This window comes from Emticicia agri (assembly GCF_004168285.1).
Classification (GTDB): domain Bacteria; phylum Bacteroidota; class Bacteroidia; order Cytophagales; family Spirosomataceae; genus Emticicia; species Emticicia agri.
On sequence record NZ_SEWF01000001.1, the window covers coordinates 243636 to 268559 of the forward strand.

23 protein-coding genes are annotated in these 24924 nt (G+C 38.9%); 14 read left to right on the forward strand and 9 right to left on the reverse strand.

From position 1 onward, the window contains the following. The first annotated feature begins 2 nt into the window (after nt 1-2). Entirely contained in the window at nt 3-1523 is a 1521-nt protein-coding gene (gene purH, locus EWM59_RS00940) for a bifunctional phosphoribosylaminoimidazolecarboxamide formyltransferase/IMP cyclohydrolase (RefSeq protein WP_130019065.1), read from the forward strand. Between the two features lie 182 nt (nt 1524-1705). On the opposite strand, the gene gmk is transcribed toward purH, so the two are convergent. The 4 genes from gmk to EWM59_RS00960 all read right to left on the reverse strand — a co-directional run bounded on the left by gmk (nt 1706) and on the right by EWM59_RS00960 (nt 4617). Beyond that, on the reverse strand, nt 1706-2311 hold the full coding sequence (gmk, locus tag EWM59_RS00945; RefSeq protein WP_130019066.1) for a guanylate kinase: 606 nt from the start codon (nt 2309-2311) through the stop codon (nt 1706-1708). 112 nt (nt 2312-2423) lie between these two features. Continuing rightward, nucleotides 2424-2723 (reverse strand): hypothetical protein, encoded by a 300-nt coding sequence (locus EWM59_RS00950; protein ID WP_130019067.1) that lies wholly within the window; start codon nt 2721-2723, stop codon nt 2424-2426. Nucleotides 2724-2863: 140 nt separating this feature from the next. After that, nucleotides 2864-3475: a sigma-70 family RNA polymerase sigma factor gene (locus EWM59_RS00955; protein WP_101728108.1), complete on the reverse strand. Its 612-nt coding sequence runs from the start codon at nt 3473-3475 to the stop codon at nt 2864-2866. A 254-nt stretch (nt 3476-3729) separates the two neighbouring features. Then, nucleotides 3730-4617 carry a winged helix-turn-helix domain-containing protein gene (locus EWM59_RS00960; RefSeq protein WP_130019068.1) on the reverse strand — a complete coding sequence of 296 codons (888 nt, stop codon included), beginning with the start codon at nt 4615-4617 and terminating at the stop codon, nt 3730-3732. Nucleotides 4618-4756: 139 nt separating this feature from the next. On the opposite strand from EWM59_RS00960, the gene EWM59_RS00965 reads away from it, so the two are divergent. The 6 genes from EWM59_RS00965 to EWM59_RS00990 all read left to right on the forward strand — a co-directional run bounded on the left by EWM59_RS00965 (nt 4757) and on the right by EWM59_RS00990 (nt 10549). Beyond that, nucleotides 4757-5158, forward strand: coding sequence for a hypothetical protein (locus tag EWM59_RS00965; protein ID WP_229239247.1), 402 nt, complete (start codon nt 4757-4759; stop codon nt 5156-5158). 62 nt (nt 5159-5220) lie between these two features. Beyond that, nucleotides 5221-5829: a YceI family protein gene (locus EWM59_RS00970; RefSeq protein WP_130019069.1), complete on the forward strand. Its 609-nt coding sequence runs from the start codon at nt 5221-5223 to the stop codon at nt 5827-5829. A gap of 7 nt (nt 5830-5836) precedes the next feature. After that, a complete protein-coding gene (locus EWM59_RS00975; protein WP_165372074.1) occupies nt 5837-6358 on the forward strand; it encodes a hypothetical protein in 522 nt (173 codons plus the stop codon). Nucleotides 6359-6449: 91 nt separating this feature from the next. After that, nucleotides 6450-6998: a tetratricopeptide repeat protein gene (locus tag EWM59_RS00980; RefSeq protein ID WP_130019071.1), complete on the forward strand. Its 549-nt coding sequence runs from the start codon at nt 6450-6452 to the stop codon at nt 6996-6998. 75 nt (nt 6999-7073) lie between these two features. Next, entirely contained in the window at nt 7074-9467 is a 2394-nt protein-coding gene (locus tag EWM59_RS00985; RefSeq protein ID WP_130019072.1) for an ABC transporter permease, read from the forward strand. Nucleotides 9468-9760: 293 nt separating this feature from the next. Beyond that, nucleotides 9761-10549, forward strand: a complete 789-nt coding sequence (locus EWM59_RS00990) for an SDR family oxidoreductase (RefSeq protein ID WP_130019073.1) — start codon at nt 9761-9763, stop codon at nt 10547-10549. Here EWM59_RS00990 and EWM59_RS00995 read toward each other — a convergent pair. Next, nucleotides 10546-11889, reverse strand: coding sequence for a flavin monoamine oxidase family protein (locus EWM59_RS00995; RefSeq protein ID WP_130019074.1), 1344 nt, complete (start codon nt 11887-11889; stop codon nt 10546-10548). The genes EWM59_RS00990 and EWM59_RS00995 overlap by 4 nt on opposite strands. 151 nt (nt 11890-12040) lie before the next feature. Continuing rightward, the gene (locus EWM59_RS01000; RefSeq protein ID WP_130019075.1) at nt 12041-12916 is read right to left on the reverse strand and encodes an AraC family transcriptional regulator; all 876 of its coding nucleotides are present in this window, start codon (nt 12914-12916) and stop codon (nt 12041-12043) included. A 142-nt stretch (nt 12917-13058) separates the two neighbouring features. Here EWM59_RS01000 and EWM59_RS01005 point away from each other — a divergent pair, with 142 nt between their 5' ends. From EWM59_RS01005 to EWM59_RS01025, 5 genes are all read left to right on the forward strand, one after another. Next, nucleotides 13059-13916: a sugar phosphate isomerase/epimerase family protein gene (locus EWM59_RS01005; protein WP_130019076.1), complete on the forward strand. Its 858-nt coding sequence runs from the start codon at nt 13059-13061 to the stop codon at nt 13914-13916. A gap of 51 nt (nt 13917-13967) precedes the next feature. Continuing rightward, nucleotides 13968-15092 (forward strand): Gfo/Idh/MocA family protein, encoded by a 1125-nt coding sequence (locus tag EWM59_RS01010; protein ID WP_130019077.1) that lies wholly within the window; start codon nt 13968-13970, stop codon nt 15090-15092. 259 nt (nt 15093-15351) lie between these two features. Next, nucleotides 15352-19017: a PVC-type heme-binding CxxCH protein gene (locus EWM59_RS01015; protein WP_445447090.1), complete on the forward strand. Its 3666-nt coding sequence runs from the start codon at nt 15352-15354 to the stop codon at nt 19015-19017. A 196-nt stretch (nt 19018-19213) separates the two neighbouring features. Further along, entirely contained in the window at nt 19214-19459 is a 246-nt protein-coding gene (locus EWM59_RS01020; protein WP_130019079.1) for a hypothetical protein, read from the forward strand. Further along, the gene (locus tag EWM59_RS01025; RefSeq protein ID WP_207219924.1) at nt 19456-20124 is read left to right on the forward strand and encodes an ATPase; all 669 of its coding nucleotides are present in this window, start codon (nt 19456-19458) and stop codon (nt 20122-20124) included. Before EWM59_RS01020 ends, EWM59_RS01025 begins: the two co-directional genes overlap by 4 nt. 121 nt (nt 20125-20245) lie before the next feature. Here EWM59_RS01025 and EWM59_RS01030 read toward each other — a convergent pair whose 3' ends face one another. Together EWM59_RS01030 and EWM59_RS01035 are read right to left on the reverse strand one after the other, a co-directional pair. Further along, nucleotides 20246-21403 carry an iron-containing alcohol dehydrogenase gene (locus EWM59_RS01030; RefSeq protein WP_130019080.1) on the reverse strand — a complete coding sequence of 386 codons (1158 nt, stop codon included), beginning with the start codon at nt 21401-21403 and terminating at the stop codon, nt 20246-20248. Between the two features lie 73 nt (nt 21404-21476). Further along, nucleotides 21477-21926: a GatB/YqeY domain-containing protein gene (locus tag EWM59_RS01035; RefSeq protein ID WP_130019081.1), complete on the reverse strand. Its 450-nt coding sequence runs from the start codon at nt 21924-21926 to the stop codon at nt 21477-21479. 209 nt (nt 21927-22135) lie between these two features. On the opposite strand from EWM59_RS01035, the gene EWM59_RS01040 reads away from it, so the two are divergent. Both EWM59_RS01040 and EWM59_RS01045 read left to right on the forward strand, forming a co-directional pair. Then, nucleotides 22136-22864, forward strand: a complete 729-nt coding sequence (locus EWM59_RS01040; protein ID WP_130019082.1) for a pyridoxine 5'-phosphate synthase — start codon at nt 22136-22138, stop codon at nt 22862-22864. Between the two features lie 303 nt (nt 22865-23167). After that, nucleotides 23168-24085 (forward strand): T9SS type A sorting domain-containing protein, encoded by a 918-nt coding sequence (locus EWM59_RS01045; protein WP_229239248.1) that lies wholly within the window; start codon nt 23168-23170, stop codon nt 24083-24085. Nucleotides 24086-24171: 86 nt separating this feature from the next. Here EWM59_RS01045 and EWM59_RS01050 read toward each other — a convergent pair whose 3' ends face one another. Beyond that, nucleotides 24172-24864: a molybdopterin-dependent oxidoreductase gene (locus EWM59_RS01050; RefSeq protein WP_130019083.1), complete on the reverse strand. Its 693-nt coding sequence runs from the start codon at nt 24862-24864 to the stop codon at nt 24172-24174. Nucleotides 24865-24924 lie beyond the last annotated feature (60 nt).

Below are 24924 nucleotides of genomic sequence, written 5' to 3' on the forward strand. Positions count from 1 at the left end.
AAATGACTAAGACAATACAATCGGCTCTTATTTCGGTTTATTACAAAGACGGCTTAGATAAAATAGTTAAACTTCTTCATGCGCACAATGTGCAGATTTTCTCAACTGGCGGTACCCAAAGTTTCATTGAAGAATTAGGCATTCCAGTTACAGCAGTAGAAGATCTCACCAGTTACCCGTCAATCTTTGGCGGACGAGTAAAAACACTTCACCCTAAAGTTTTTGGTGGTATCTTGTACCGTAGAGATAATGAAGGAGATATACAAACTGCCGCTCAGTTTGAAATTCCGTCTATTGATTTAGTGATTGTGGACTTATATCCTTTCAAGGAAACCGTTGCTTCGGGTGCAAGCGAAGAAGACATTATTGAGAAAATAGATATCGGAGGTATTTCACTGATTCGTGGCGCAGCTAAAAACTTCAACGATGTGCTGATTGTCTCTTCTCGTAACCAATACGATGATGTATTTGAAATATTACAAAGCAAAGGCTGTGCAACTGACCTGGAAGACCGCCGTCGCTATGCGATGGAAGGCTTTGGCATGAGTTCGCAATACGATACTGCTATTCACGCCTATTTTAGTGGCGATGTATATACCCAGACACAAAACTTTGCAGCATTACCGCAAAAGGTACTTCGCTATGGTGAAAATCCCCATCAAGCGGCTACTTTTTATGGCGATTTAGATAAGATGTTCGAACAGATTCATGGCAAAGAGTTATCTTATAATAACTTAATGGATGTTGAAGCCTGTGTAAGATTGATTGATGAATTTGAAGAAACATCTTTTGTCATTATCAAACACAACAATGCCTGTGGTGTAGCCTCTGCGCCAACCGCTAAAGAAGCGTATGTAAATGCACTGGCCTGCGACCCTGTTTCGGCTTTTGGAGGTGTAATTATCACTAATACCCATGTTGATGTGGCTACTGCCGAAGAATTGCATAAACTTTTCTTTGAGATACTGATTGCGCCATCTTTTGATGAAGAAGCCCTCAACATTCTGAAAAAGAAAAAAGACCGCCGTCTATTAATCAGAAAACCCGTTGAGGTGAGCAAAAAACAATTCCGTACGCTTTTGAACGGGGTATTGGAACAAGATAAAGACAATACCATTGAAACAGGCAAAGACTTTAAATTGGCTACCGAAAAAGCACCTACCGAAGCTGAAGTAAAAGCCTTGGAATTTGCTCTGAAAATATGTAAACACCTGAAATCGAATAACGTGGTTTTGGCAAAAGACGGACAATTATTGGCTTGTGGTGTAGGCCAGACCTCACGTGTAGATGCCTTGAAACAAGCCATAGAAAAAGCCAATACATTCGGATTTGATTTAAAAGGCGCAGCTATGGCATCAGAAGCATTCTTTCCTTTTCCTGATTGTGTAGAGATTGCTCACGAAGCAGGTATCACTGCGGTCGTTCAGCCGGGAGGCTCTATCCGTGACCAGGATTCAATTGATTTCTGCAATAAGAATGGTGTTGCTATGGTATTGACCGGTGTAAGACACTTTTTACATTAATAACCAGCGTGCCACGGCTACTACTCGTCCGAGTAAGGCCGTGGCACGCTTACTTTGAGTAGTATAAAGTATATTATTTATTGCTTTATACGGTGTTCAAACCAAAAAATAAGCGTGCCATCCCCTTCTACGGACGAGTATAGGGATGACACGCTTTTTAATGCTCTTGTTTCAATAACTATTTAAACCTCTAAAGGCTTCTTCTCAATCTTCAATTCATCTCTTACAAAACGTTCATAGAGTTCTTCTGCCTTTTGCCACGATGTTTCAATGTCATCATTCAATAAAATCACATCGAATCTGTTCTGAAACTCCATTTCAAATTTCATTTTATACAAGCGTCTCGAAATGCTGTCTTCACTATCTGTTCCCCTGTTTCTCAATCGCTTTTCTAATTCTTCCATTGAAGGCACTTTTACATAAATAGCCAGTGCGTTATCACCAAAGTAATTCTTCAGATTCACGCCACCTTTTACATCCACATCAAAAATTACATTTTTTCCTTCTGCCCATAGCCTTTCAATTTCCGACTTTAACGTTCCATAATAGGCTCCGGGATAAACCTCCTGCCACTCAATAAACTCCTCGTTGTCTATTCTTTCTTTAAAATCGTGGATACTCAGAAAATAATAGTCTTTTCCGTTTTCTTCGTTACGACCACGTTTGTCACGGGTACAAGCCGAAATAGAAAATCCCAGATTTGCATTATATTTATTAAGCAGATGCTTAACGATGGTTGTTTTTCCCGAACCCGAGGGAGCGCAAAAAATAATGGCTTTACCTTTCATTGAGAATGATTTATAACCTTGCCTGAGCAAGGTGGGTAGCTACAATAACTTATTAAAAAAAGCCATCAAGTTTAAAAACCTGATGGCTGAATATCTTGCAAAGATAGTGAAATCAACAACTAAACAACAAATGATACAGTTTTACTTCTGCCACTACAAACCCTAACAATACCAGTCCGAAACCAATTTTTGCTCTTATATCTACTACTGTCGATTGTGGACAGCATTTTTTCTCCATTTTCACCTGAAGTGCATCTTTGATGCTTTTCTCCAGTTTATAACCCTCTATGCAAGGCAGGCAATCGTCCATATGTAACTTAAAATGCTCTACCTCGGCGGCAGACGCCGATCCATCAAGTACAGCCTGTATCATCTGCATACACTTCTGATGATTTTCACACCTTTCTTTCATTGGTATAATGTTTAGGGGACATTAATCTACTTCCCTCTCTATTAATGTTTGTTGTTAATGATGCCCCTGATTTTTCAACCACAAGCATATAGCGTTAGTAAAATATTTTCTATTTAAAAGTCTTATTAAGACCCATTAGCTTAATCCTGCTCTGCCATTTCATCGGTTTTATAACCCATTGATGAAGCATAGCTTTTCAGCTTCTCTTTCAACAAATTTCTTGCTCTGTGCAACCTCGACCGTACCGTTCCGATAGGGATATCCAATATCTTTGCCATTTCTTCGTAAGTGAATCCCTCAATATCACAAAGGATAATTACCGTACGAAAATCAACCGGCAAGCTGTTCAACGCATTGGCAACCTCATCGCCAATCATATCCTGAACAGTCTCCGTGCGCAAGTCGGTTGTTGCATCCATTTCGGCATCTTCTACCGAATTGTACGTAGTCTCAACGTCCTGATAATCAACCTTTGATGGTTCTTTACTTTTCTTGCGATAGTCGTTAATGAAACTGTTTTTCAAGATTCTAAACAACCATGCTTTGGCATTAGTTCCACGTTCAAATGAATTGATAAACCGAAATGCTTTCAGATATGTATCCTGCACGAGGTCGTTGGCATCGTCTTCATCATTTGTTAAGCGAAAAGCAAAGTTATACATCGAGTCAATGTGTGGCATAAACTCCTTATCAAAGACCGCATATTTTTCTTTTTCAGAATATCTCTCTATTTCTATTATTTCTTCTTCCATAAGCGTGATTTGCTTTTTAAAAAACCTATAAAAAGGATTTTACAGGCATTGTAGTAGCTCAATTGTATAGTTCTCCATAATTTCGTAAAGTTACGAATTTTAGCAAGAAAAATATAATAATATTACCAGAAAACGAAAAATACTATGGAAGGAAGAATTAGGTATACGAATGGAAAAATTTACACGAAATTCGCAATTGCTTAACAATTAAAAGCCCTGTTTAAAGAAATAATTATGATTTTCTTGTCTTATTATCAAGCAACTACCTCTAACTTATAGCCCTTCCCATGAATACTCGTAATCCTGATGGATTCGTCTCCCTGTAGTTTTTTTCTGAGTTTAGAAACAAAAACATCTAAACTTCTGCCTACTACAAACACCCCTTCATCTTCCCAGACCTCCTTTAAAAGTCTGTCCCGCTCTATTACCTGATTCTGATTTGTTGCAAATATGCCCAGCAATTTTGCTTCTTTATCAGACAATTCCACCTGTTCTTGACCTTGTTTTAATAAAGCCCTATCCGGATAAAAAGCATACTTGCCGATACCGATAGAAGGAGCATCTTCAATAGTTGGTTTAACAGGGTCAGGCTCACTTTTTTTCTTCAATAATTTTTTATTGAATAATGAAAAAAGTGTACCACCTGCCAGAACAAATCCGACAGCCCACCAGAGATTCATCGTGTTTGACGCCTGATACCCTCCTGTAAACTGAATCTGAATCCGGTAACGATCTTTGATTTGTGGCCTGCCCATACATGCCATCACATTACTGTTTTTGCTACGAATCTCGTAACCAAATACAATTTCAGGGCTAACGCAGTTATATACGTTTACCATGTAATCGGGAGGGAGATTGGCTGAACTGAGCCGCTGATGAACAATTTTTACCAGACTATCAGGCACAAAGGCAAACTTGCTCTGAAATTCTAACTGAAAAGTGTTTTTATCAATCTTTTTTACAGGCAATACCCTCGAAGTAAAATCTCCGGCATGCTGTAACAATTGGTGCCCGATTTCACGCACCACCAACACAGTTCGTTTCTCTAAAAACTCCTGCGAGTCATCAACGCTAAGTGTTCCTGCCGAAAGCGCAATTGCTGAAAATACAGCGAGGCAAATGATATAAATTTTAGGTTTCATATATCTGACAAAATTATAGTAAAACTATCTTAAAATTACCAGAGTTACACGCAATTTACACTTTTTTACATTCATTTTACTTCTGCCCTTTTTGTCTCTTTTACATTTGGCTCATCGTTCAATTTTAAAATCATAAACAATGATGAAAAAACTTATCGCAGTCGCATTTTTCTGTTGTGCGTTCTCGCAAGTTGGTTTTAGCCAGCATATCTGTTCAGCCGCCTTTTTAGGCAATAAAATGGTGGTGGACAAGTACACCAATGAGGGTTACAAAAATGAAATTTCTTTGAATGCTACCGGAGAATTAACCGTGAATACCGTTGATTTATCTCCTACTGAAAGCAAAGCAGTAGATAAAATACCTTTCAAAGTGGCTATCAAGGAAAAAGATACCAAGACCATCACGCTATTTTCAAGAGAAGATTTTATGAAAGTAGATGTACAGAAAGTACTATCGCAATGCAAAAAAGGCGACCAGATTGTATTGCTTACCTTAGACAAACAATATGCGTTGCCACACAATGAAATTTTAGTTAAATAAAAACCATCCGCTTCAAACCTGAACAAATTTGAAGCGGATATGTGCTTAAACCTACATTATCAATGAAAAAGCTATCTTTAATCTTATCTCTGCTTTCATTTACTGCATTTTCACAAGTAAAACCTGCGGCTGATATTACCTACGAGGTAATCAATAAAGAAAGTCAGCTAATCTGGCAGGATGTTCCATTTACAGGGAAGCCTCATGAAGGAACTATACAATTAACTTCTGGTACTTTGGTTACTTCCGCCGCCGGAAAAGCAAAAGGAGGCAAGTTTGTGCTAAACATGAAAAGCATCAATAGTGTTAATCCCAAAACCGGAGAAACTAATAAAGGTGTAGTAGAACATTTACACTCTGATGATTTTTTCTCAACTATGCGCTTCCCAATTGCTACTTTTATTATCACAAAAATTATTCCTACTACTAAGCCTAATGAATATACTATTACAGGCAATCTGACCTTGAAAAGTATCAGTAATGTGATTACTTTCCCTGCTATTATTAGTACAGATGGTACTCAATTAAAGGCACAGGCGACCGTTACAATTGACCGCACTTTGTGGGGCATCACGTATAAATCTTATAACTTTTTAGCCCAGATGAAAGACGATTTAATTCCGAATAATATTAAACTTACCATGACTTTGGTGTTTAATAAAAGCCTTTAAATAGCAGATGATGAAAAAGACACTTATCATTTTCTACTTTTTGCCACTCTTTAGCTTTGGTCAAATAAAGGAGTCATGGATAATGAAACCTAAAAACCAATGGCCACATATTGCCTTAGTAAACGATGTTACTTATAAAAATGGCAACAAATACGAAGACCCGACCATTACCTATGCTGCCAGTAGTTTTTTGTTAGATACCGGAACAGATACTCTGGCCATTACTGCCAAGCACATTATCTGGGTAGCAAGAAATAAAACTTCTGACAAAGTCTATATCAACGACCACCTGAAAATCTGGAAAATGTACCCTAAGCACCAGCCGGAGGATTCTGTTATTATCGACCGATTGATTAATGAAGATTTAACTGAGAAACTTTTTGATGGCCCTGAAAATGGCGTGCTTCAACGGGATTGGTTAGTATTTAGTACAAAGTACGTTTCGCCAAATATTCAGCCTGTTAAATTAAGAAATGAGCCTGTAAAAGTGGGCGATAAAGTCTATCTGAGGCAATCCTTACCGCTTTGATAACACATTAACCGCAGACGGATACATCAGTAAAAAAGCAGGAAATACACTCTTTGTAAAGTTTAATGACCCTGCTATAAGGAGATCTTTTTTGGGTGGAGCAAGTGGCTCACCAATCTTAGATGAAAATGGGCGGTTAATTGGCATTTTTTCTAACGGCCAATTAGATGTGAAAACAGGCGAACGCATTACCTACGTCAACTCTACTGACTATCTGAAAAAGGTATTAGCAGGAGTAAAACCACTTAATGTAAACAAAAAACAAATAACTACTTACCTTGACTCTCTGATTCAGTCTGTGGGTGTGAAGAAAGCAATGGTTCGTTTTGAAAATTATATTAAGACAGAAAAAGCCTATGAGGCTTATGAACTGACCTATATCAATTATAATAACCTGATAAAAATCGGAGAGAAATTAACGAATGATAACAAGCCTAAAGATGCAGTAATTTATTTTGAAGCCTTGCTAAAGGCTTATCCTGAAAATCATTTAATAATTATTGCCTTAGCCAAAGCCTATCATGCCAATCAGCAAAAACAAAAAGCCATTAACTTACTGGAACTAAATAAAGACAAAGTTGACCCTGATGTAAAAGGTGAAATAGAAAAGGTATTGAATGAAATAAAGAACAAACCGTAAATAAAAGTAAAAACGTGTAATGTTTGCCACACGTAGTCGTCTTTGCTTTGAACCTCTCAATTATCAATTACGACTATGCTACAAAACTACTTTACCATTGCTTGGCGTAACCTTACCAAAAACAAAAGTTATTCTTTTATTAATATCGGTGGCCTTGCCATAGGCATAGCAGTAGCCATACTGATAGCTTTTTGGATACATGACGAACTTACCTTTAATCAATCGCATCAGAACTACGACCGTATCGGGCAGGTAATGCGTCATGATTGGTATAACGGAAGAAAAGAAACAGGTGGGCAATCAAGTCCTATGCCTTTAGGTAACAAACTCCGTGATGCTTATAAAGATGCTTTTACTCATGTAGTTATTTCAACAAATCCGGTAAATTATATTATAGCCAGCGCTGATAAAAAATTCACACAAGCAGGTCGGTTCATGCAAGCCGGAGCACCTGAATTATTGACCTTACATATGCTTCAGGGTAGCCGGGCCGGGCTTCAGGAAATACATACAATTCTATTGTCTGAAACATTGGCAAAAAAACTCTTCGGCAATACAAATCCTATCAATAAAGTTGTAACCATTGATACGCAGGTTAATACTAAAGTAACGGGCGTCTATCAGGATTTCCCTACTAATTCAGAATTCAGAGGTATCTCATACATTGCTCCTTTTGAGCTTTATCTTACTTTTAATGAATGGGCCAATGCTGCAAGAGACAACTGGGGAGACAACTCTTTTCCGATTTATGTGCAAATTGCCCCTAATCAAACATTTGAACAGGTATCAGCAAAAATAAAAAATACGATGCTGCCTCACCTGAATGCAGAAAAAGCAAAACAAAAGCCCGAAGTCTTCTTGCATCCGATGGCAAAATGGCATTTGTATTCCAATTTTGAAAATGGCGTAAATATTACGAGTGAAGCGTTCAAATATATTATTTTCTATGCTACTATCGGCTTATTTGTGTTACTACTTGCCTGCATTAATTTCACCAATCTTTCTACTGCCCGCTCCGAAAAACGAGCCAAAGAAGTAGGTATCCGCAAAGCAATGGGTTCATTGCGTGCTCAATTAGCCATTCAATTTTTAAGCGAAACCCTATTGATTACAGGCTTTGCCCTTGTTTTAAGCGTTGGCCTGGTATTTCTTATTTTACCTTGGTTTAACAACGTAGCCGATAAAGAGATAGCCATTTTATGGGCGAAGCCCTTATTCTGGTTATTAAGTCTAACTTTTACCTTACTTACGGCTATATTGGCCGGACTTTACCCTGCATTTTATTTATCATCCTTACAACCAATCAAAACCTTAAAAGGGGTATTTCATGGAGGACGTGCTGCTTTAATATCCCGCAAATTATTGGTAGTAGTACAATTTACCATTTCTATCACGCTGATTATCGGCACAAGCATTGTTTACCGACAATTACAAATGGCTAAAAATCGCCCTGTGGGTTATAATACTGAGGGTTTATTAAGCTTTCCAAAAAATGGTTTTCAAGGTAAAGAATCCGTATTGCGTAACGAACTGATAAGAAGCGGTGCAGTGGTGGAAGTAGCTGAATCAGGTAGCGAACTCACAAGTCAGGGGTCTAATAACACAGGTTTTGATTGGAAGGGAAAAACCACGGGCATGAAAGATGATTTTGGTACATTAAGAGTATCGTATGAATACGGTAAAACGGTAGGCTGGCAATTTATAGCCGGGCGGGATTTCTCCCGAAAATTTTCGAGTAATTCTTCAGGAATTATCGTGAACGAATCAGCCGTAAAACTGATGGGTTTACAAAATCCGGTGGGTGAGGTAGTTCGTTCAACACATTGGCATAAAGGAAATTATGTTATTTTAGGTGTAGTAAAAGACATGGTGATGGCGTCTCCTTTTGAGAAAGTCCGTCCGGCTATTTTCTCCTTGCAGGGCAATAAACGATTTATCCTAATAAAAATTAACCCCCAAACCAGCACTCATCAGGCACTATCACAAATACAGGAAATTTTTAACAAAATAGCCCCTGCTGTACCCTTTGAATATAAATTTATCAATGAAGAATATGCCCATAAGTTTGCCAACGAAGAACGAATTGGGAAATTAGCTTATTTCTTTTCTGTTTTAGCTATTCTCATTTCATGTCTCGGGTTATTTGGTTTGGCTTCATTCATGGCAGAACAACGTACTAAAGAAATTGGTATCAGAAAAGTATTGGGTGCATCAGTACTGAACTTATTAGGCTTACTATCCAAAGATTTTGTCAGGTTAATTATTATTTCCTTTTTCATAGCTATTCCCATTGCCTATTTCTTTTTAGATAACTGGTTACAGAAATACGCCTATAGGACAGAACTTTCGTGGTGGATATTTGCACTGTCTGGTTTAGGAGCACTTGTGGTTACTTTACTGACTGTAAGCTATCAAAGCATCAAAGTGGCACTAAAGAATCCAGTGAAGAACTTAACCCCCAACCCCTAAAGGGCAGGCTTGATTGGTTCTAAAAAAAGTGAACAGAAAAATGTAAAACAGAAAAACTGAAAAATGTAAAAGTTACTTTTTGCCAACTAATATTGCGTTTTTTTACGCTTTACTTTTACATTTTACATTTAAAATTTTGCGGTTTTTCGGTTAAAATTAGAACCAATCAAGCCTGCCCTTTAGGGGAGTTGCTTACGCATGAGCAGAGTATTTTTTAAAGTCCCCCTTTAGGGGCGGTCCGCCGTTGCGGTTAGGGGCGTAATTCCATACCTTTGCCCAAAAAACACATACGCATGAATCTGGATTTAACAGGCAAAACCGCATTGGTTTGCGGCAGTACACAAGGGATAGGCAAGGCAACGGCTATAGAATTAGCTTTATTAGGAGCCAATGTTACATTGATAGCACGCAACGAAGATAAATTGAAAGAGGTAGTAAAAGAACTACCCCGAAAGAAAAATCAGAAACATCGCTATCTGATAATTGATTTTTCTAAAACTGCGCAGATAAAACCTAAAATTGACCGATATTTAGCTAAATATCCCGAAGTACATATGCTAATTAATAATACAGGTGGTCCTTCGGGTGGTGCTATCATAGAAGCTGATGCTGCACAGTTTACTCAAACTTTTAATGAGCATGTAGTAGCCGCACAATTGTTGACTCAAGCCGTAGTACCGAGCATGAAAAATGCAGGCTTTGGTCGGATTGTAAATATTACTTCAGTAGGCATGAAACAGCCGATTATTGGCTTAGGAGTCTCAAATACCATTCGTGGAGCAATGGGTAACTGGGCAAAATCGATGGCCAATGAATTGGGGAAATATGGCATTACTACCAACAACGTATTACCCGGCTATACCACTACAGCACGGTTAGAAAAAATCAACGAAACCAGAGCCAAAGCAACTAATAAAAGTATTGAAGCCATTGAAAAAGACCTGCTGAAAGATATTCCCATTGGCCGCTTTACGGCTCCCGAAGAAACAGGTGCAGTGATTGCGTTTTTATGTTCCCCTGCAGCAGGGTCGGTCAATGGCGTGAGTATTCCGGTTGACGGCGGCCGGACAAATGCCGTTTAGATAGCCTCTAAAGCCGCATCACGACCCGATACAATAGCCCCTTCCATAAAGCCCTGCCATTCGGCCAGATGTTCGCCTGCAAAATGTACATTCAGGTGGGGCTTTTTTAATTCTGGTTGTATCGTAAACCATTGTCCTGTGGCATAGATGGCATAAGCACCTTTTGAATAACGGTCTTGTCCCCAGTTATAATTTACTACTTTTTGCAGGTAATTACGGGCATCGCCCACAGGTCTGATAGAATCTATGATGGTTTGTCTGCGGTAGTCGTCGCCATGCCAGCCAAACATATCAGCTTTTTCACCAATGCTATAAGAGGTTATTGCTCCTTTCACGTGGTTCTGATTTTTGGTAGCATGATAAAAATAATGTGCAGGTGTATCTGTTATCATATCAAAGTCTTCTCGTTTCCAGAAACGTTGACTAAACAAACCCACACACTTATTGATGCGAGCATATTGTAGTGCATCTAAAGCGTGCAGTTTTGACTTAGGCAAGGCTGGCGAAAAATTGATTTGCCCTAAAGCAAAAGCAGGTACCGTACATATTACTCTATCAGCGTCAAAGGTTTTTCCATCGGCGCATTTGACTGTAATGTTTTTACCTTTCTGAATAATGGCCTCTACGTGGTGGTCAGTCAGTATTTTTTCTCTACCAATCAGGTCAGCAATTTTATTGGCTAAGGTACTGTTGCCTCCCTCCATCTTCAGATCCATCTCATTTTTCTTGCTCGAATACGCATATTCGCTGATGGCTGCATAGGCTGACACGTGTCTGATGCTCTCGCCAAAATCTGTACTATCCAATAATTCTCTGAAATACAGGTCATTTTCCGGGATACCATTATTTACCAGATACCGCCACCAGTTCAAACGGTCAAATAGTTTCTGCTGTTCAGAATTCAGGTTTTTGAATGCTTCCAATAAACCTTCTAATTTTTTCTTCCAATCGGCATCAAAATCCCATTTATTTACCTTACTGTATTTACCTCTGAAATACAAATCAGTATCAAAACGATTATCATTCAACTGAATCTTGAAACGCTCACAGAGTTTCTTCACTTCCTCGTGCGACTCCCCTACCCACTCAGCACCTAATTCTACCCGTAAATCAGCCTGTTCATCAATTTTATGCGTAAATACCCGCCCACCTATGCGGTTACAGGATTCTAAAATCACAAAATCTATTTTCTTCTCAAAAAGCGTCAGAGCGGCAGAAAGCCCCGAAAAACCTGCGCCTAAAATCACAACTTTAGAGGGTTTTACGTGATGGGCAAAGGTCTTTTGATTAAGCAGGACTGCACCTGAAGCAGCCAGACCAAGGAATGAGCGTCGTTTCATGGTTAAATAATAGATGGTTTTGCGATGAGACAAAAAAAAATGATGTTTTCCCCTTTTCAGAAAAACATCATCTTCACTCATCCTTTACAAATATACCCTATCTACAAGCATGAAATGAGTATTTTTTGAATTTTTTATTATGTGGCAAGCACTACCGTATTCCTTTGGTGTATTCTTTCTGATACAAAAGCGGTGTTTTTCCGGTAATCTCTTTAAACTGACGATTGAAATTTGAAATTGTATTATAGCCGCTTTCATAAGCTACCTGTGTGATACTCAGATTCCCCTCATGTAGTAATTTACAGGCGTGTCCGATACGAATCTCCGCTATAAAATCAAAAAAAGGTTTGTTTGTCCGGCTCTTGAAATACCGGCAAAAAGCCGAATCGCTCATACTCACCAATGATGCGAGTTCACTTAATCGCACTTCTTCTTTAAAATGTTTCATCACATACTCATGTACTTTCTGCATCCGTTCTGTTTCTGAAACCTTGTGCGTATTTACATAGCCAAAACTGGCAATGTATTCGTATTCGGTTGATTGTGCCAGTTGATGAAGCATCGACAAAAACTTTAATACCCTTTCAAAGCCCTCAAAATGGTGTAAATTCTGTAATTCATACCTGATGTACTCTTTGGTTTCGCCAAATATATCCAGTCCTCGCTCACCTCTTTCCAATAGTTGTTTCAGGTTGTGCATTTCACTTTTTTCAAAGAAATCATCCCCTAAAAAATCTTCAGTAAAATAAATGACAATTCCATGCGTAATCAAATCGGGGTTATGCTCAAAATATGCCCGGTCGCTCTGCCATAGATGTGGGATATTAGGCCCTAAAAATACCGTATCGCCAGCCTCAAAATGCCTGATATTGTCTCCGATGAATCTTGTACCACTGCCTTCCAGCACCGTAAATAGCTGATAATGCGGGTGGAAATGCCAGTTTGGGTCAAAATGTGGCTCTATTAATTCTTTCAGGGTAAAAGAATAAACCGCACTTTCAACCGATTTTTTGAGAAGAGGTTTCATAAAGAACTATTCTGAATTTTAACCATAAATTTAAAGATAAAAACAAATAAAGTCAAAATACAGTCAGTATTAGTAAAAGTAGGCTTACTTTTTTGTACTATTTTAAGATAGTTTTGTAATGTGAAAATTTAAGAAAATCAGCATGAAGTTTGGAATGAATCTCCTTTTGTGGGGAACAGAAATTAACGAGAGTCTTTTTCCGGTATTAGAAGAAATAAAAGCGCTTGGATTTGATGGGGTTGAAGTGCCTATTTTTGATACAGACCCAACCCATTGGTATAAGTGGCGGGAAAAATTAGATGAGTTGGAGTTAGACAGAATTGCCGTAACTATCTGTGGCGCTGATTTTAATCAAATCAGTCCCGACCCAGCCATCAGAAAAGCAACTTTAGAACGTAATAAACTGGCTGTTGATTGTGCGATGGTCTTAGGAGCTAATCTGCTGAATGGCCCGTATCACTCAGCTTTAGGTCAGTTTACAGGCCAACCTGCTACCGAGCAGGAATGGCGCTGGGCAGTAGATAATCTGAGAGAATTAGCCGATTATGCCGATAGTTTCGGTATTACTTTAGGGCTTGAATACCTGAATCGTTTTGAAAGCTACCTGGTATCGTCAAGCGATGAATTGATTAAACTCGTAGAAGACATTGACCATCCGGCTTGTAAAATTATGTTTGATACTTTTCATGCCAATATTGAAGAAAAGAGTCTGGGTGATGCTATCAGAAAGCTATCGAAACATCTGGTACATGTGCAGGTTTCAGAAAACGACCGAAGCACCGTTGGCACAGGAAATGTTAATTGGGAAGATGTTTTCAAGGCATTACAAGAAATTAAGTATGACGGTTGGTTATCGGTAGAAGCCTTTAGTCAGAAATTAGCAGTAGCCAATATCTGGCGAAAAATGTTTGATTCAGAAACACAATTAATGAAAGATAGTCTTAGTTTTTTAAAAAATAGTCTTGCAGAAAATCCCGGCACCCCGAGTATTCCTTATTAATGGAAAAAGTAGTTTCTAACGGATTTGACGCTAACCCCAAACAATTAAACCATGTCAAAAAAAATCAATATTGCTATCGTCGGGCTTGGCTTCGGTGCCGAGTTTATTCCTATTTATCAACGCCACCCAAATGCCAACATGTATGCCATTTGTCAGCGTAATGTAGAAAAACTGAATCAGATTGGTGATGCCTTTGGTATCGAAAAACGCTATTCTGATTATGACGAATTGCTCAAAGACCCGGATGTTGATGCAGTACATATCAATTCCCCTATTCCGAATCACGCCGAGCAAAGTCTGAAAGCCTTGTATGCAGGCAAACACGTAGCTTGTACAGTACCAATGGCTACTTCGGTAGAAGACTGTATGGCGATTGTGAAAGCCGTAAAAGAAACAGGCAAAAAATACATGATGATGGAAACGGTGGTGTATGCCCGTGAATTTTTATTTGTAAAAGAATTGTATGAAAAAGGTGAGTTAGGAAAAGTACAGTTTCTGAAAGCAAGCCACCAACAGGATATGGACGGCTGGCCTGATTACTGGCCTGGTTTACCTCCGATGCACTACGCTACGCACTGCGTAGGGCCTGTAGCTGGTTTATTGAAACTTGAAGCTGAATATGTATCCTGCTTTGGTTCTGGTACTATCCGTGAGGAACTGGCTCAAATTCATAATTCTCCTTTTGCCGTTGAATCGGCGCATATCAAGTTCAAAGACAGCGATTTGAGTGCATATGTGTATCGTTCATTGTTTGATGTAGCCCGCCAATACAGAGAAAGTTTTGAAGTATATGGCTCGAAAAAATCTTTTGAATGGGCATTGATTGAGCATGAAGAACATATTATTCATACAGCCAAAAAACCTGAGCACGAGATTCCTGAAAAAGTAACGGTGAAAGATTATGCACATTTGCTACCGGAGGGTATTCAGGATTTCACGACTAAAGGTGTGTATGACTTAGGCGAAAACAATCACTTATCGTTTACACAAGGTTCGGGGCACGGTGGTTCTCACCCGCATTTAGCACATGAGTTCCTGATGGCCTTGGTTGAAGACCGTGAACCATTCCCGAATGCAGCACAATCGGCTAACTGGACAAGTGTAGGTATTTTAGCACACGAATCAGCTATGCAAGGTGGTAAAATCATGCATTTACCTGACTTTCACAACGTATAATTTATAAGATATGGGATTGTCACAAAGGCTTTTCATTTGGAAGGAACCCCACCCTATCCCTCCCCAACAATGGGGAGGGGACAAAAAAAGTCTCTCTACCCACTGTTGGGGAGAGAGATTTAGAGAGTGGGGTTTTATTTCGCTGAATAATATTTCACTTCTTTTGCCTTTAAGACTCCCTTTTCTACAATTGCCTATCACTACGAGTAATAAAACTCTGCTATTTAAAAATCTCATGAAAAAAACGTTAATACTCTTGATGGTCTTGCTTTGGCAAGGCGTTCAAGCCCAAAAAGCCCGCCGCCTGGAGATTCTGTTCTTAGGCGATAACGGGCATCACCGCCCTGTCGAAAGGCTTCCGACATTGATGGCTGCCCTTGGTGCCAAAGGGGTCAACTTTACTTATACTGACCGTCTGGAAGACATTAATCCTAAAAATCTGGCTAAATATGATGCCTTGATGATTTATGCGAACTGGGATGAAATTACGCCATCGGCAGAAAAAGCATTGTTAGATTATGTAGCCTCGGGTAAAGGTATTATCCCTGTTCACTGCGCCTCATTCTGTTTCCGAAACTCACCTGAATATGTAAAATTAGTAGGCGGACAGTTCTGGCGTCATAAAATGGATACTATTCAGGCAAAAGTAGTGTTACCTACTCATCTGATAGTAAAAGATTTACCAACTATCAAGGCTTATGACGAAACTTATCTGCATAGCCATTTACAGGCAGATAACAATGTATTGATGGTTCGTGAAATTAAGGCAGACCAGAAGGCAGACCGTCCGGAAACAAATATTGAGCCTTATACATGGACACGTACTTATGGCAAAGGCCGTGTGTTTTATACAGCCTACGGACACGATGATAATACCTGGAGCAATACTGCTTTTCAACAATTGTTGTATAATGGTATTATCTGGGCAGTTGATGAAGGCGCAAGGTCGGCACATGCGGCTTTAAACCCTAAGCCTTTTGAATACCGGGAAGCTAAATTGCCTAACTACGAAAGACGTCCGGGTGTGCAATTGCAACAATTCCCGCTTTCGCCGGAAGAATCAATGAAACATATTCAGGTACCTGTTGACTTTACGCTGGAATTATTTGCGGCAGAACCGAATGTGCAACACCCGATTGCGATGTCGTGGGATGAAAAGGGAAGACTGTATGTGTTAATAACCAAAGATTATCCGAACGAAAGAAAAGATACAGGTGGAAGCGATTTTATTCTGATTTGTGAAGATACCAACAAAGACGGTAAAGCAGACAAATTTACCCGTTTTGCCGAAGGTTTAAGTATTCCGACAGGAATGGTATTTGCTAATGGCGGTCTGATTGTATCACAGGCACCTCACATGATTTTCCTGAAAGATACAGATGGAGACGACAAAGCAGATGAAAAGAAGATTTTATTCTCAGGATTCGGCACAGGTGATACCCATGCAGGGCCATCGAACTTACACTATGGTTTTGATAACTGGATATGGGGTTGCGTAGGCTATTCAGGATTCAAAGGCAAAGTGGGTACGGCTGACACTTTAAAATTCGGGCAGGCTTTATTCCGTTTCAAACCAGACGGTTCTAAAGTAGAATGGGTAACGAGTACTTCTAACAATACCTGGGGTATGGGTTTCAACGAAGCAGGCGATGTATTTGGCTCTACTGCCAACAACTCACACGGTTGGTATATGGCTATTCCGCACAAAAACTTCCTGACCCCGGGTTTTAATACAGATAATGGTAGTCGTTCTACAGATACGCACAAAGACATGAAGCCTATTACAGAAAAGGTAAGACAGGTAGACGTTTTTGGAGGCTTCACAGCCGCTGCAGGGCATAATTTCTATACGGCAAGAGCCTATCCTAAAAACTACTGGAACCAGATTGCTTTTGTAGCAGAGCCAACGGGGCATATTCTTCACCAGAACCTGATGGAGAAAAAAGGCACCAACTACGAAGACAAAGAAGCGTTTAACCTGATGGCAGGTGCCGATGAGTGGTTTTCTCCGGTATTTGCCGAAGTAGGTCCCGACGGTGCTGTGTGGGTAGCAGACTGGTATAGCTTCATTATTCAGCATAACCCTGTGCCAAAAGGATTTGATAATGGTTTAGGTAATGCTTATGAAACTGATTTACGTGATTATACACATGGACGTATCTATAGAGTGGGCTGGAAAGAAGCCCCTGCTTATACGCCTTTATCATTAAGCAAAGACCGTCCTGATGAATTAGTCAGTGCGTTGAAAAACACCAATATGTTCTGGAGAAGTCATGCACAAAGACTATTGGTAGAACGTGGTAAAACTGATGTAGTGCCTGCACTGATTGCGTTGGTAAAAGACCAGTCGGTTGACGAAATCGGATTAAATACTGCGGCTACTCATGCCATCTGGGCATTGAAAGGCTTAGGTGCTATCGAAAACAATAATGAAGCATTACAGGCTGTGATTGGTGCTTTGAAACATCCATCGTGGGCTGTTCAGAAAAATGCCATTCAGGTTTTACCTGATACGCAGAATTCTGTAGAAGTTATTCTGCAAAACGACCTGTTGAATAGCAAAGAACCAATCGTTGTGTTGAATGCGATTTTAGCTTTGAGCGAACTACCGCTTACACCCGCCTCTGAACAGGCACTTCTAACACGTATGGAACAAGCTACCGAAAGTACCGATCGTTGGTTGCCTGATGCTTTTGCTGTTGCTTTAACAAGTCATAAATCAGTTCTGTTGAAAAAATACTTGAACAAACTAACCAGCAGTACCAATGCTATGCCTATGAATCATGACCACTCGGCAATGAATCATGGCAGTACTACTGCATCTACAGCTAAAGAAACGCCTAAAGCACTTCCTGCTCCGGCTAATGGTATTGACTTAATAGTTACCAATTTACGTGCAGAGCCAGCTTCTCCTTATGTACGTGAGGGTATGCGTTATTTTATAGATGTAAAAAACAATGGTAAAGATTCATTGAAAAAAGGCATTGCAGTGGCGCTGAAAATTGAGATTACCGGACAAGGACAAAAATCTACTACCTGGAGCTGGTTCCATAACACAGGTATAGCCGCCGGAGAAACAGTAGCTATTGCAAAAAATACCAATGGCCCTTGGGTTGGTGATTTTTATTATACTACAGATAAACCTGGAGAATATACTTTCAACGTTTCTCTTGATTATGAAAATAAAATAGAAGAAAACAACGAGAAAAATAACTTTTACAGCAAGAAAATCACTTTTCAACAGGCACAGAAACTGTCAACGTTTGCTTTGGAAAGAGCTGCCAGAAGTTATTCTTCTGCAATGCCTGCTGATACCGTAGCAGCCCTACTTAAATATTGGGACAAACTACCCGGTACTGAAAATGTAGCCTTATTAAAAGGTATATCAAATGGCTGGAATCCTCGTAGAAAAGGTACTGTCAATGCTGATAACCAGAAATTCTTAGCGTCTTTAAATACTAAGCTGACTGAAACGAATGCAGAAAGACTGAGCAAACTATTAGTTGCATGGGGCTTGAAAAGCAGTAGTGAAGGTGAAGATAAAGACGCCATAGTTATCAATATCAAGTCTATTAAAGAAGAAATGAAGTTTGATAAGAAAGAGTTTACTGTAAAAGCAGGTAAACCTGTGGTATTGGTATTTGACAATCCTGATGCCATGCAGCATAACATTGTTATAGGGAAGCAAAAGAGCATGGAGATTATAGGCAAAGCGGCTGATAAGATGATTACACAAAAAGATGCCGCCGAGAAAGCTTATGTACCGGCTATTCCGCAGGTAATTGCTGCTACGCCATTAGTTAATCCGAACGAAACTTATCGTTTAAAATTCACTGCTCCGGCCGAAGTAGGGAATTACCCATTCGTATGTACATTCCCGGGTCACTGGCGATTAATGTTTGGTACGATGAAAGTAGTGAAATAAGATTTTTGACAAAAGAATAACGTTATAATAGATTGTAATTAAATTGACAAACAGCCTCTTGATTAAGGGGCTGTTTTGTTTTCATAATGACAAGGTAGAGCTATAAGAATAATTACAAACTAAGTTTTCTTTTTAATCTTTTTTTGCTCTATTTTGTTATATAGAAAAGAAGCTAAATTTTAAAACTATGAATCGCATGAGAAGACCTTCTATCAGGAAAAGAAAAGATGATGAAATAGAAATACTAAGAAAATCTGCCTTAGAAGGCTCCCGTACGGCAATAAGGGAGTCAATAGCCTTAGGTTTAACAATAAAGTTAATATCGGGAAATAAACTTATTGAAAAAACCCCTGACGGGAAAAAACGAGTATTAAGGAAATTGGAGAGAGAACCAGGTACAGATATAGAATTAAAGAAAGGGATGGTTCTACGCAGAAAATGAAGAAAAGACTAAGAATATTTGCAGGTCCAAATGGTTCAGATAAAAGTACTTTATTTGAAAAATTCTCAAAAAACTATAATGCAGGTATCTTCATTAATGCTGACCAGATTGAAAAAATTTTGGATAATAAAAAGCTGATTGATTTAAATAACTACAACCTTAAATCTAACCAACAGGAGTTAGAATACTTCCTGCAAAAACCAAGTAGTATTTCCCTTATCGAAAAAGCAAAAGAAAGCAATTATACGATAAATTTAGTAATCAGAGAAAATATTATTGTAGACTTATCTAATGAATCTCACAGCTACGCAGGCTCTTTAATTGCCTCTTTCCTTAGAGAAAAAATATTTAAAACTAATAAAAGTTTCAGTTTTGAAACAGTCATGAGTCATCCTTCAAAATTAGAAGAGATAAAAGAAGCGAAAAACTTAGGCTATACTACTTATTTATACTTCGTTTGTATTGATGACCCTGAAGTAAATATATCAAGAGTAGAAAATAGAGTACAAAAAGGTGGGCATAATGTAAATGAAGAAAAAGTCAGAGAAAGATATACCAAAACTTTAGACAATTTATTTCCTACAATTGAACTCTGCGACAGAGTATATCTATTCGATAATACAGGGGAAGAATTAACGCTAATTGCCTCTATTATGGGAGGATAAGAGTTAGAGATTCAAGTAGATGGGGAGTATTTTCCAAACTGGTTCAACAAATATGTTCTAAATCATTTTACCATATAAAGAGGTTTGATATTTATATCTTATCAAACCTCCCAATAATCTCTCACCCAATACTCATCCCCAAAATTTCCCCCACTACCTCTGGTGTAATATCATGCCTCTCACCCAATACTACTTTACCCTCCTCAAAACGCTTTACGATTTTATCGACAGTTTCTTGTCCTATGCCGTAAGCATTAGCTTTAGTCGGAATATCTAAAGATTCGTAGAAATCAATGGTTTTCTGAATAGCCCCTTCTATTAACTCGTCATTAGTACCGCTTAAATTCCAGACTCTCTGGGCATATTGAATCAGTTTACCACTTTTGTCTTCTTTTTTGATTTTCAATAAGTGTGGTAATACTACTGCCAAAGTCCGAGCATGGTCTATTCCATGAGCGGCCGTCAGTTCATGGCCTATTTCATGGGTAGCCCAGTCTTGTGGTACGCCTACGCTTATCAAACCATTCAGGGCTACAGTAGCTGCCCACATAAAATTGGCACGTGCTTCGTAGTCAGTCGGGTTTCCTAATGTTTTCGGAGCTACTGCAATTAAGGTCTGAAGTACGGATTCAGCCATACGGTCTTGTATCTCTGCATTAACCGGATAGGTCATGTATTGCTCCATTACATGCGTAAAGGCATCGGCAATACCATTGGCTATCTGTTTCTGAGGCAATGAGTACGTTGTTTCAGGGTCAAGAATCGAAAAGGCAGGGTACAATAATGGATGCCCCATTCCTTTCTTCTCATGTGTTTCCTTACGACTGATAACTGCAAAAAAATTCATTTCTGACCCGGTAGCCGGTAGGGTAAGTACTGAACCAATAGGAATCGCTTGTTTCACTTTTGCCTTACCCGTTACTAATTGCCAGGCGTCTTCTCCGTCGTAAGGAATGGCCGCAGCTATAAACTTGGTACCGTCAAGCACAGACCCACCCCCTACTGCTAACAGATAATCAATGTTTTCTCTCCTTCCTAATTCTACCGCCTGCATCAGCGTTTCATAGGTCGGGTTAGCTTCAATACCTCCAAACTCAATGATATTCCTGTCTTTTAAAGCTTGTTTTACCTGCTCATATACGCCATTTTTGAAGATACTACCGCCACCATAAGTCAGTAAAATTTTAGCGTCATTAGGTATTTGTTTGCCTAACTGAGCAATTTGTCCTTTACCAAAAAGGATTTTTACAGGGTTCTGATAAACAAAGTTGTTAAACATGACTTTTGTGGTTTAAAATAGCAATGCCATGCTTATTAAAACATGGCATTGCTACAAAGTATAAGAAATAATATTATGCTAAAAGTGATTTTACAGTAGCAGAAATAGCTTTCCCATCGGCCAGACCTGCCAGTTCTTTCGAAGCTGCTCCCATTACTTTACCCATGTCTGACGGGCCTGAGGCACCTACACGGGCAATAATCTCCTGTAATTTTGTTTTCAGTTCGTCTTCTGACAATTGCTTAGGCAGAAACTCTTCTATAATAGCCAATTCTGCTAATTCTTTATCCAATAAATCAGGACGATTTTGTGTGCGATAAATATCGGCTGATTCTCTTCTTTGTTTGGCAGCTTTTGTCAGTAACTTTAGTTCTTCATCTGGTGTTAACTCACCTGTTTTTCCCTCTTTGGTTTCTTCTAATAAAATTACTTTTTTAATGTCTCGCAAAGCTGTTAGCCTTACTGAGTCACGAGCAAGCATTGCTGCCTTAATTTGTGCGTCAATTTCTGTTTTTAATGCCATTTTGTTGGTAGTTTATTATACATTAGATAGATTATATCCAATTTCTTCTGAACAACTGATTGAATAGAATCGTTTCGACGTGTTCGCAGAAATCAGAAAAATATTATTTTAGTCCCAAAATTTGGGAACTCATCAGAGACAGGAAATAGTTATAAATCAAAAGGGACTTGCTTTTTCCATTCTCCTTACTCCTTTCTCCAATAAAAGATATGACAAAATTATCAGTAAATATCAATAAAATAGCAACTTTAAGAAATTCTCGTGGGGGAAATATGCCTAACGTTGTGAAAACTGCTATTGATTGCGAACAATTTGGTGCGCAAGGTATCACAGTTCATCCTCGTCCCGACGAACGCCATATCCGCTATCAGGACGTTTATGATTTAAAAAAGATAGTTACTACAGAGTTTAATATTGAGGGAAATCCGACCGAGGCTAAATTTATTGATTTGGTATTAGCCAATAAACCTACACAGGTTACGCTGGTACCCGATGCACTGAATGCCATTACCTCTAATGCAGGTTGGGATACCATTACTCATCGTGAACGTTTGAAAGAACTGGTTGCTACTTTCAAAAGTGCAGGTATCAGAGTATCTATTTTTGTTGACCCCATTGAACGTATGGTAGAAGGTGCTGCCGAAACAGGCACCGACCGAATTGAGCTATATACCGAGCGTTATGCGCATTTGTACCCTGAAAATAAAGAAGAAGCCATCAGAGATTATGCAAAAGCTGCCAAGGTAGCCGAACAGGTAGGGCTGGGTGTGAATGCAGGTCATGACTTAAGTCTTGAAAACTTAGCTTATTTTAAACAGCTTATTCCGAACCTTCTGGAGGTCTCTATCGGCCATGCTTTGATATGCGATGCCTTATATTATGGCTTAGAGAATACTATTCAACTGTATTTAAGGCAGTTACAGGAGATGGGAGCATAATTAAACATTATGATTCGACCTGCAAAGTCCATCTTTTTTAGCTATACTGCGTTACATTTTTTCGATGTAGCTGCCGCTTCGGCAGTCCGATGGCTACATCTGAAAAATGTGCCCGTGCGACGTCCGCTTGTCTATCTAAAAAATCTGTTATTTTCGGTCAGAATAACAATGTTCAATACGCTCCTATTAACAAATTTTAAGAAACTTTAACAGCCGGAAAACCATACTGTTTACTAAGTTTGTGCAACAATATACCAACAGGAAAAGTCTTTTGTTTTAAAGTTTTACAAAATAAATACAATTATGAAAGCTACATTTAGTAAGTCTCTGAAAGCAAGCCTACTGGCTTTATTTGCATTTACCTCTTTCGCTACGTTTGCACAAGACAAGAAAGAGAAAAAAAGCACCACCCGTATCAGAATTGAGCAGGATATTGATGGTAAAACCAAAGTACATGAAAAGAGTTTTGACGTTACAGGATTAACTGACAAGCAAAGAGAAAACCTGATTCAGAATTATCAGGATTCTGTGATGGCTAAAAACAAAGACAAAGCACGTGGTACTAAGGTAGAAGTGGAAAGTTTTACGGGTGATGAGCATGAAAGAGAATTGCGTAATGATAATGGCGACCATTTCAGTTATAATTACAATACTGAAAGACCTCGTGTAAGAGCCTATAGCCGTGGAAGAAATGGCAATACCAATGAACATTTTGAATTCCGCCATGATGATGATGACATTGTTATCAGAGACAAACCACGTGTAAGAGTATATCGTCGTGATGGTGATAATGACCATTTTGAAGAAGATTTCAACTTAGACCTTGACATGAAAGATTTTAATTTAGATATGAAAGATCTGAATAATAATCTTCATCAGTTAGGTAAAGATATGCAGTTTGATTTCCGTGGGTTGAATGATGTTTTTGCTTTAGATGGTTCTTCTTCAAGTAAAACTGTTCGTGGATTAAGTGTTTATCCGAATAACCCTAAAACTGATATATTGAACATTCGTTTCAGTAGCCATGAAAAAGGCGATGTATCCATTAAAGTAATGGACTTGAAAGGCAATGTTGTAGCTAAAGACGAAATCAAAGATTTTACCGGAGATTATGTAGGCCAGATTAATATCGGTAAACAAAAAGGTGTTGTATTTGTAATGGTTACACAAGGAGAAGATGGTACTGTAAAAAGAGTAACCCTTCCATCAGATAAAGAATAAATGATAGATTCATAAAGGTTAGAAACGCAAAGGAGTCGCATAGCTTTATGTGACTCCTTTTTTATGGCTCAATTCCTAAAACCAAACTAACTGTACCTATCATTTCTCCACGGATAAGCCGTATCAGAATACCCTCTTTCTTCCCAGAAACCTAATTTATTTTTGGGCATAAATTGTATTCTTTTTATCCATTTGGAGCCTTTCCAGGCATATAATTGCGGGGTTATCATTCGCACAGGGCCACCATGTTCTTTTGCCAAGGGTTCATTATACACCGTATGTGCCAGTAATACATCAGGTTTCAGCGCCTCTTCCATTGATACATTGGTAGAATAAGTATCATACCCATAGCACATGATATGTGTGGCGGTTTCTTTGGGTTGTACCAATGCGGCAATATCAATTAATCGTACACCCTTCCATACCATATCCATTTTAGACCAGGTCGTTACGCAGTGGAAATCGCTGGTATCTTCTACCTGTGGTAAATCCATAAAATCTTTCCAGGTTAATACCACCGGATTTTCCACATCGCCATCAACTGTTAATCGCCAGCGGTCGAGTGTAATACTTGGATGATAGCCCAAATCTAATACAGGCCATTTCTGAGTAACAGTTTGACCGACAGGTAATTGCGGCATTCCATGCCTGTTTATAGCACCTTTTCCCATCGGACGGTCATCTGCTACCGATGGAGTATTTTTCATTTTCTCCTCAAAGCGAGCTTTCAATTTCATTCTCGCATCAATAATTTTATCTAATTTGCTTACTTCTTCCATTGTATGGTCTGTTTATCATATCATCAGCATAACAAATTTTCAGGGCTTTTAGTTACGCCC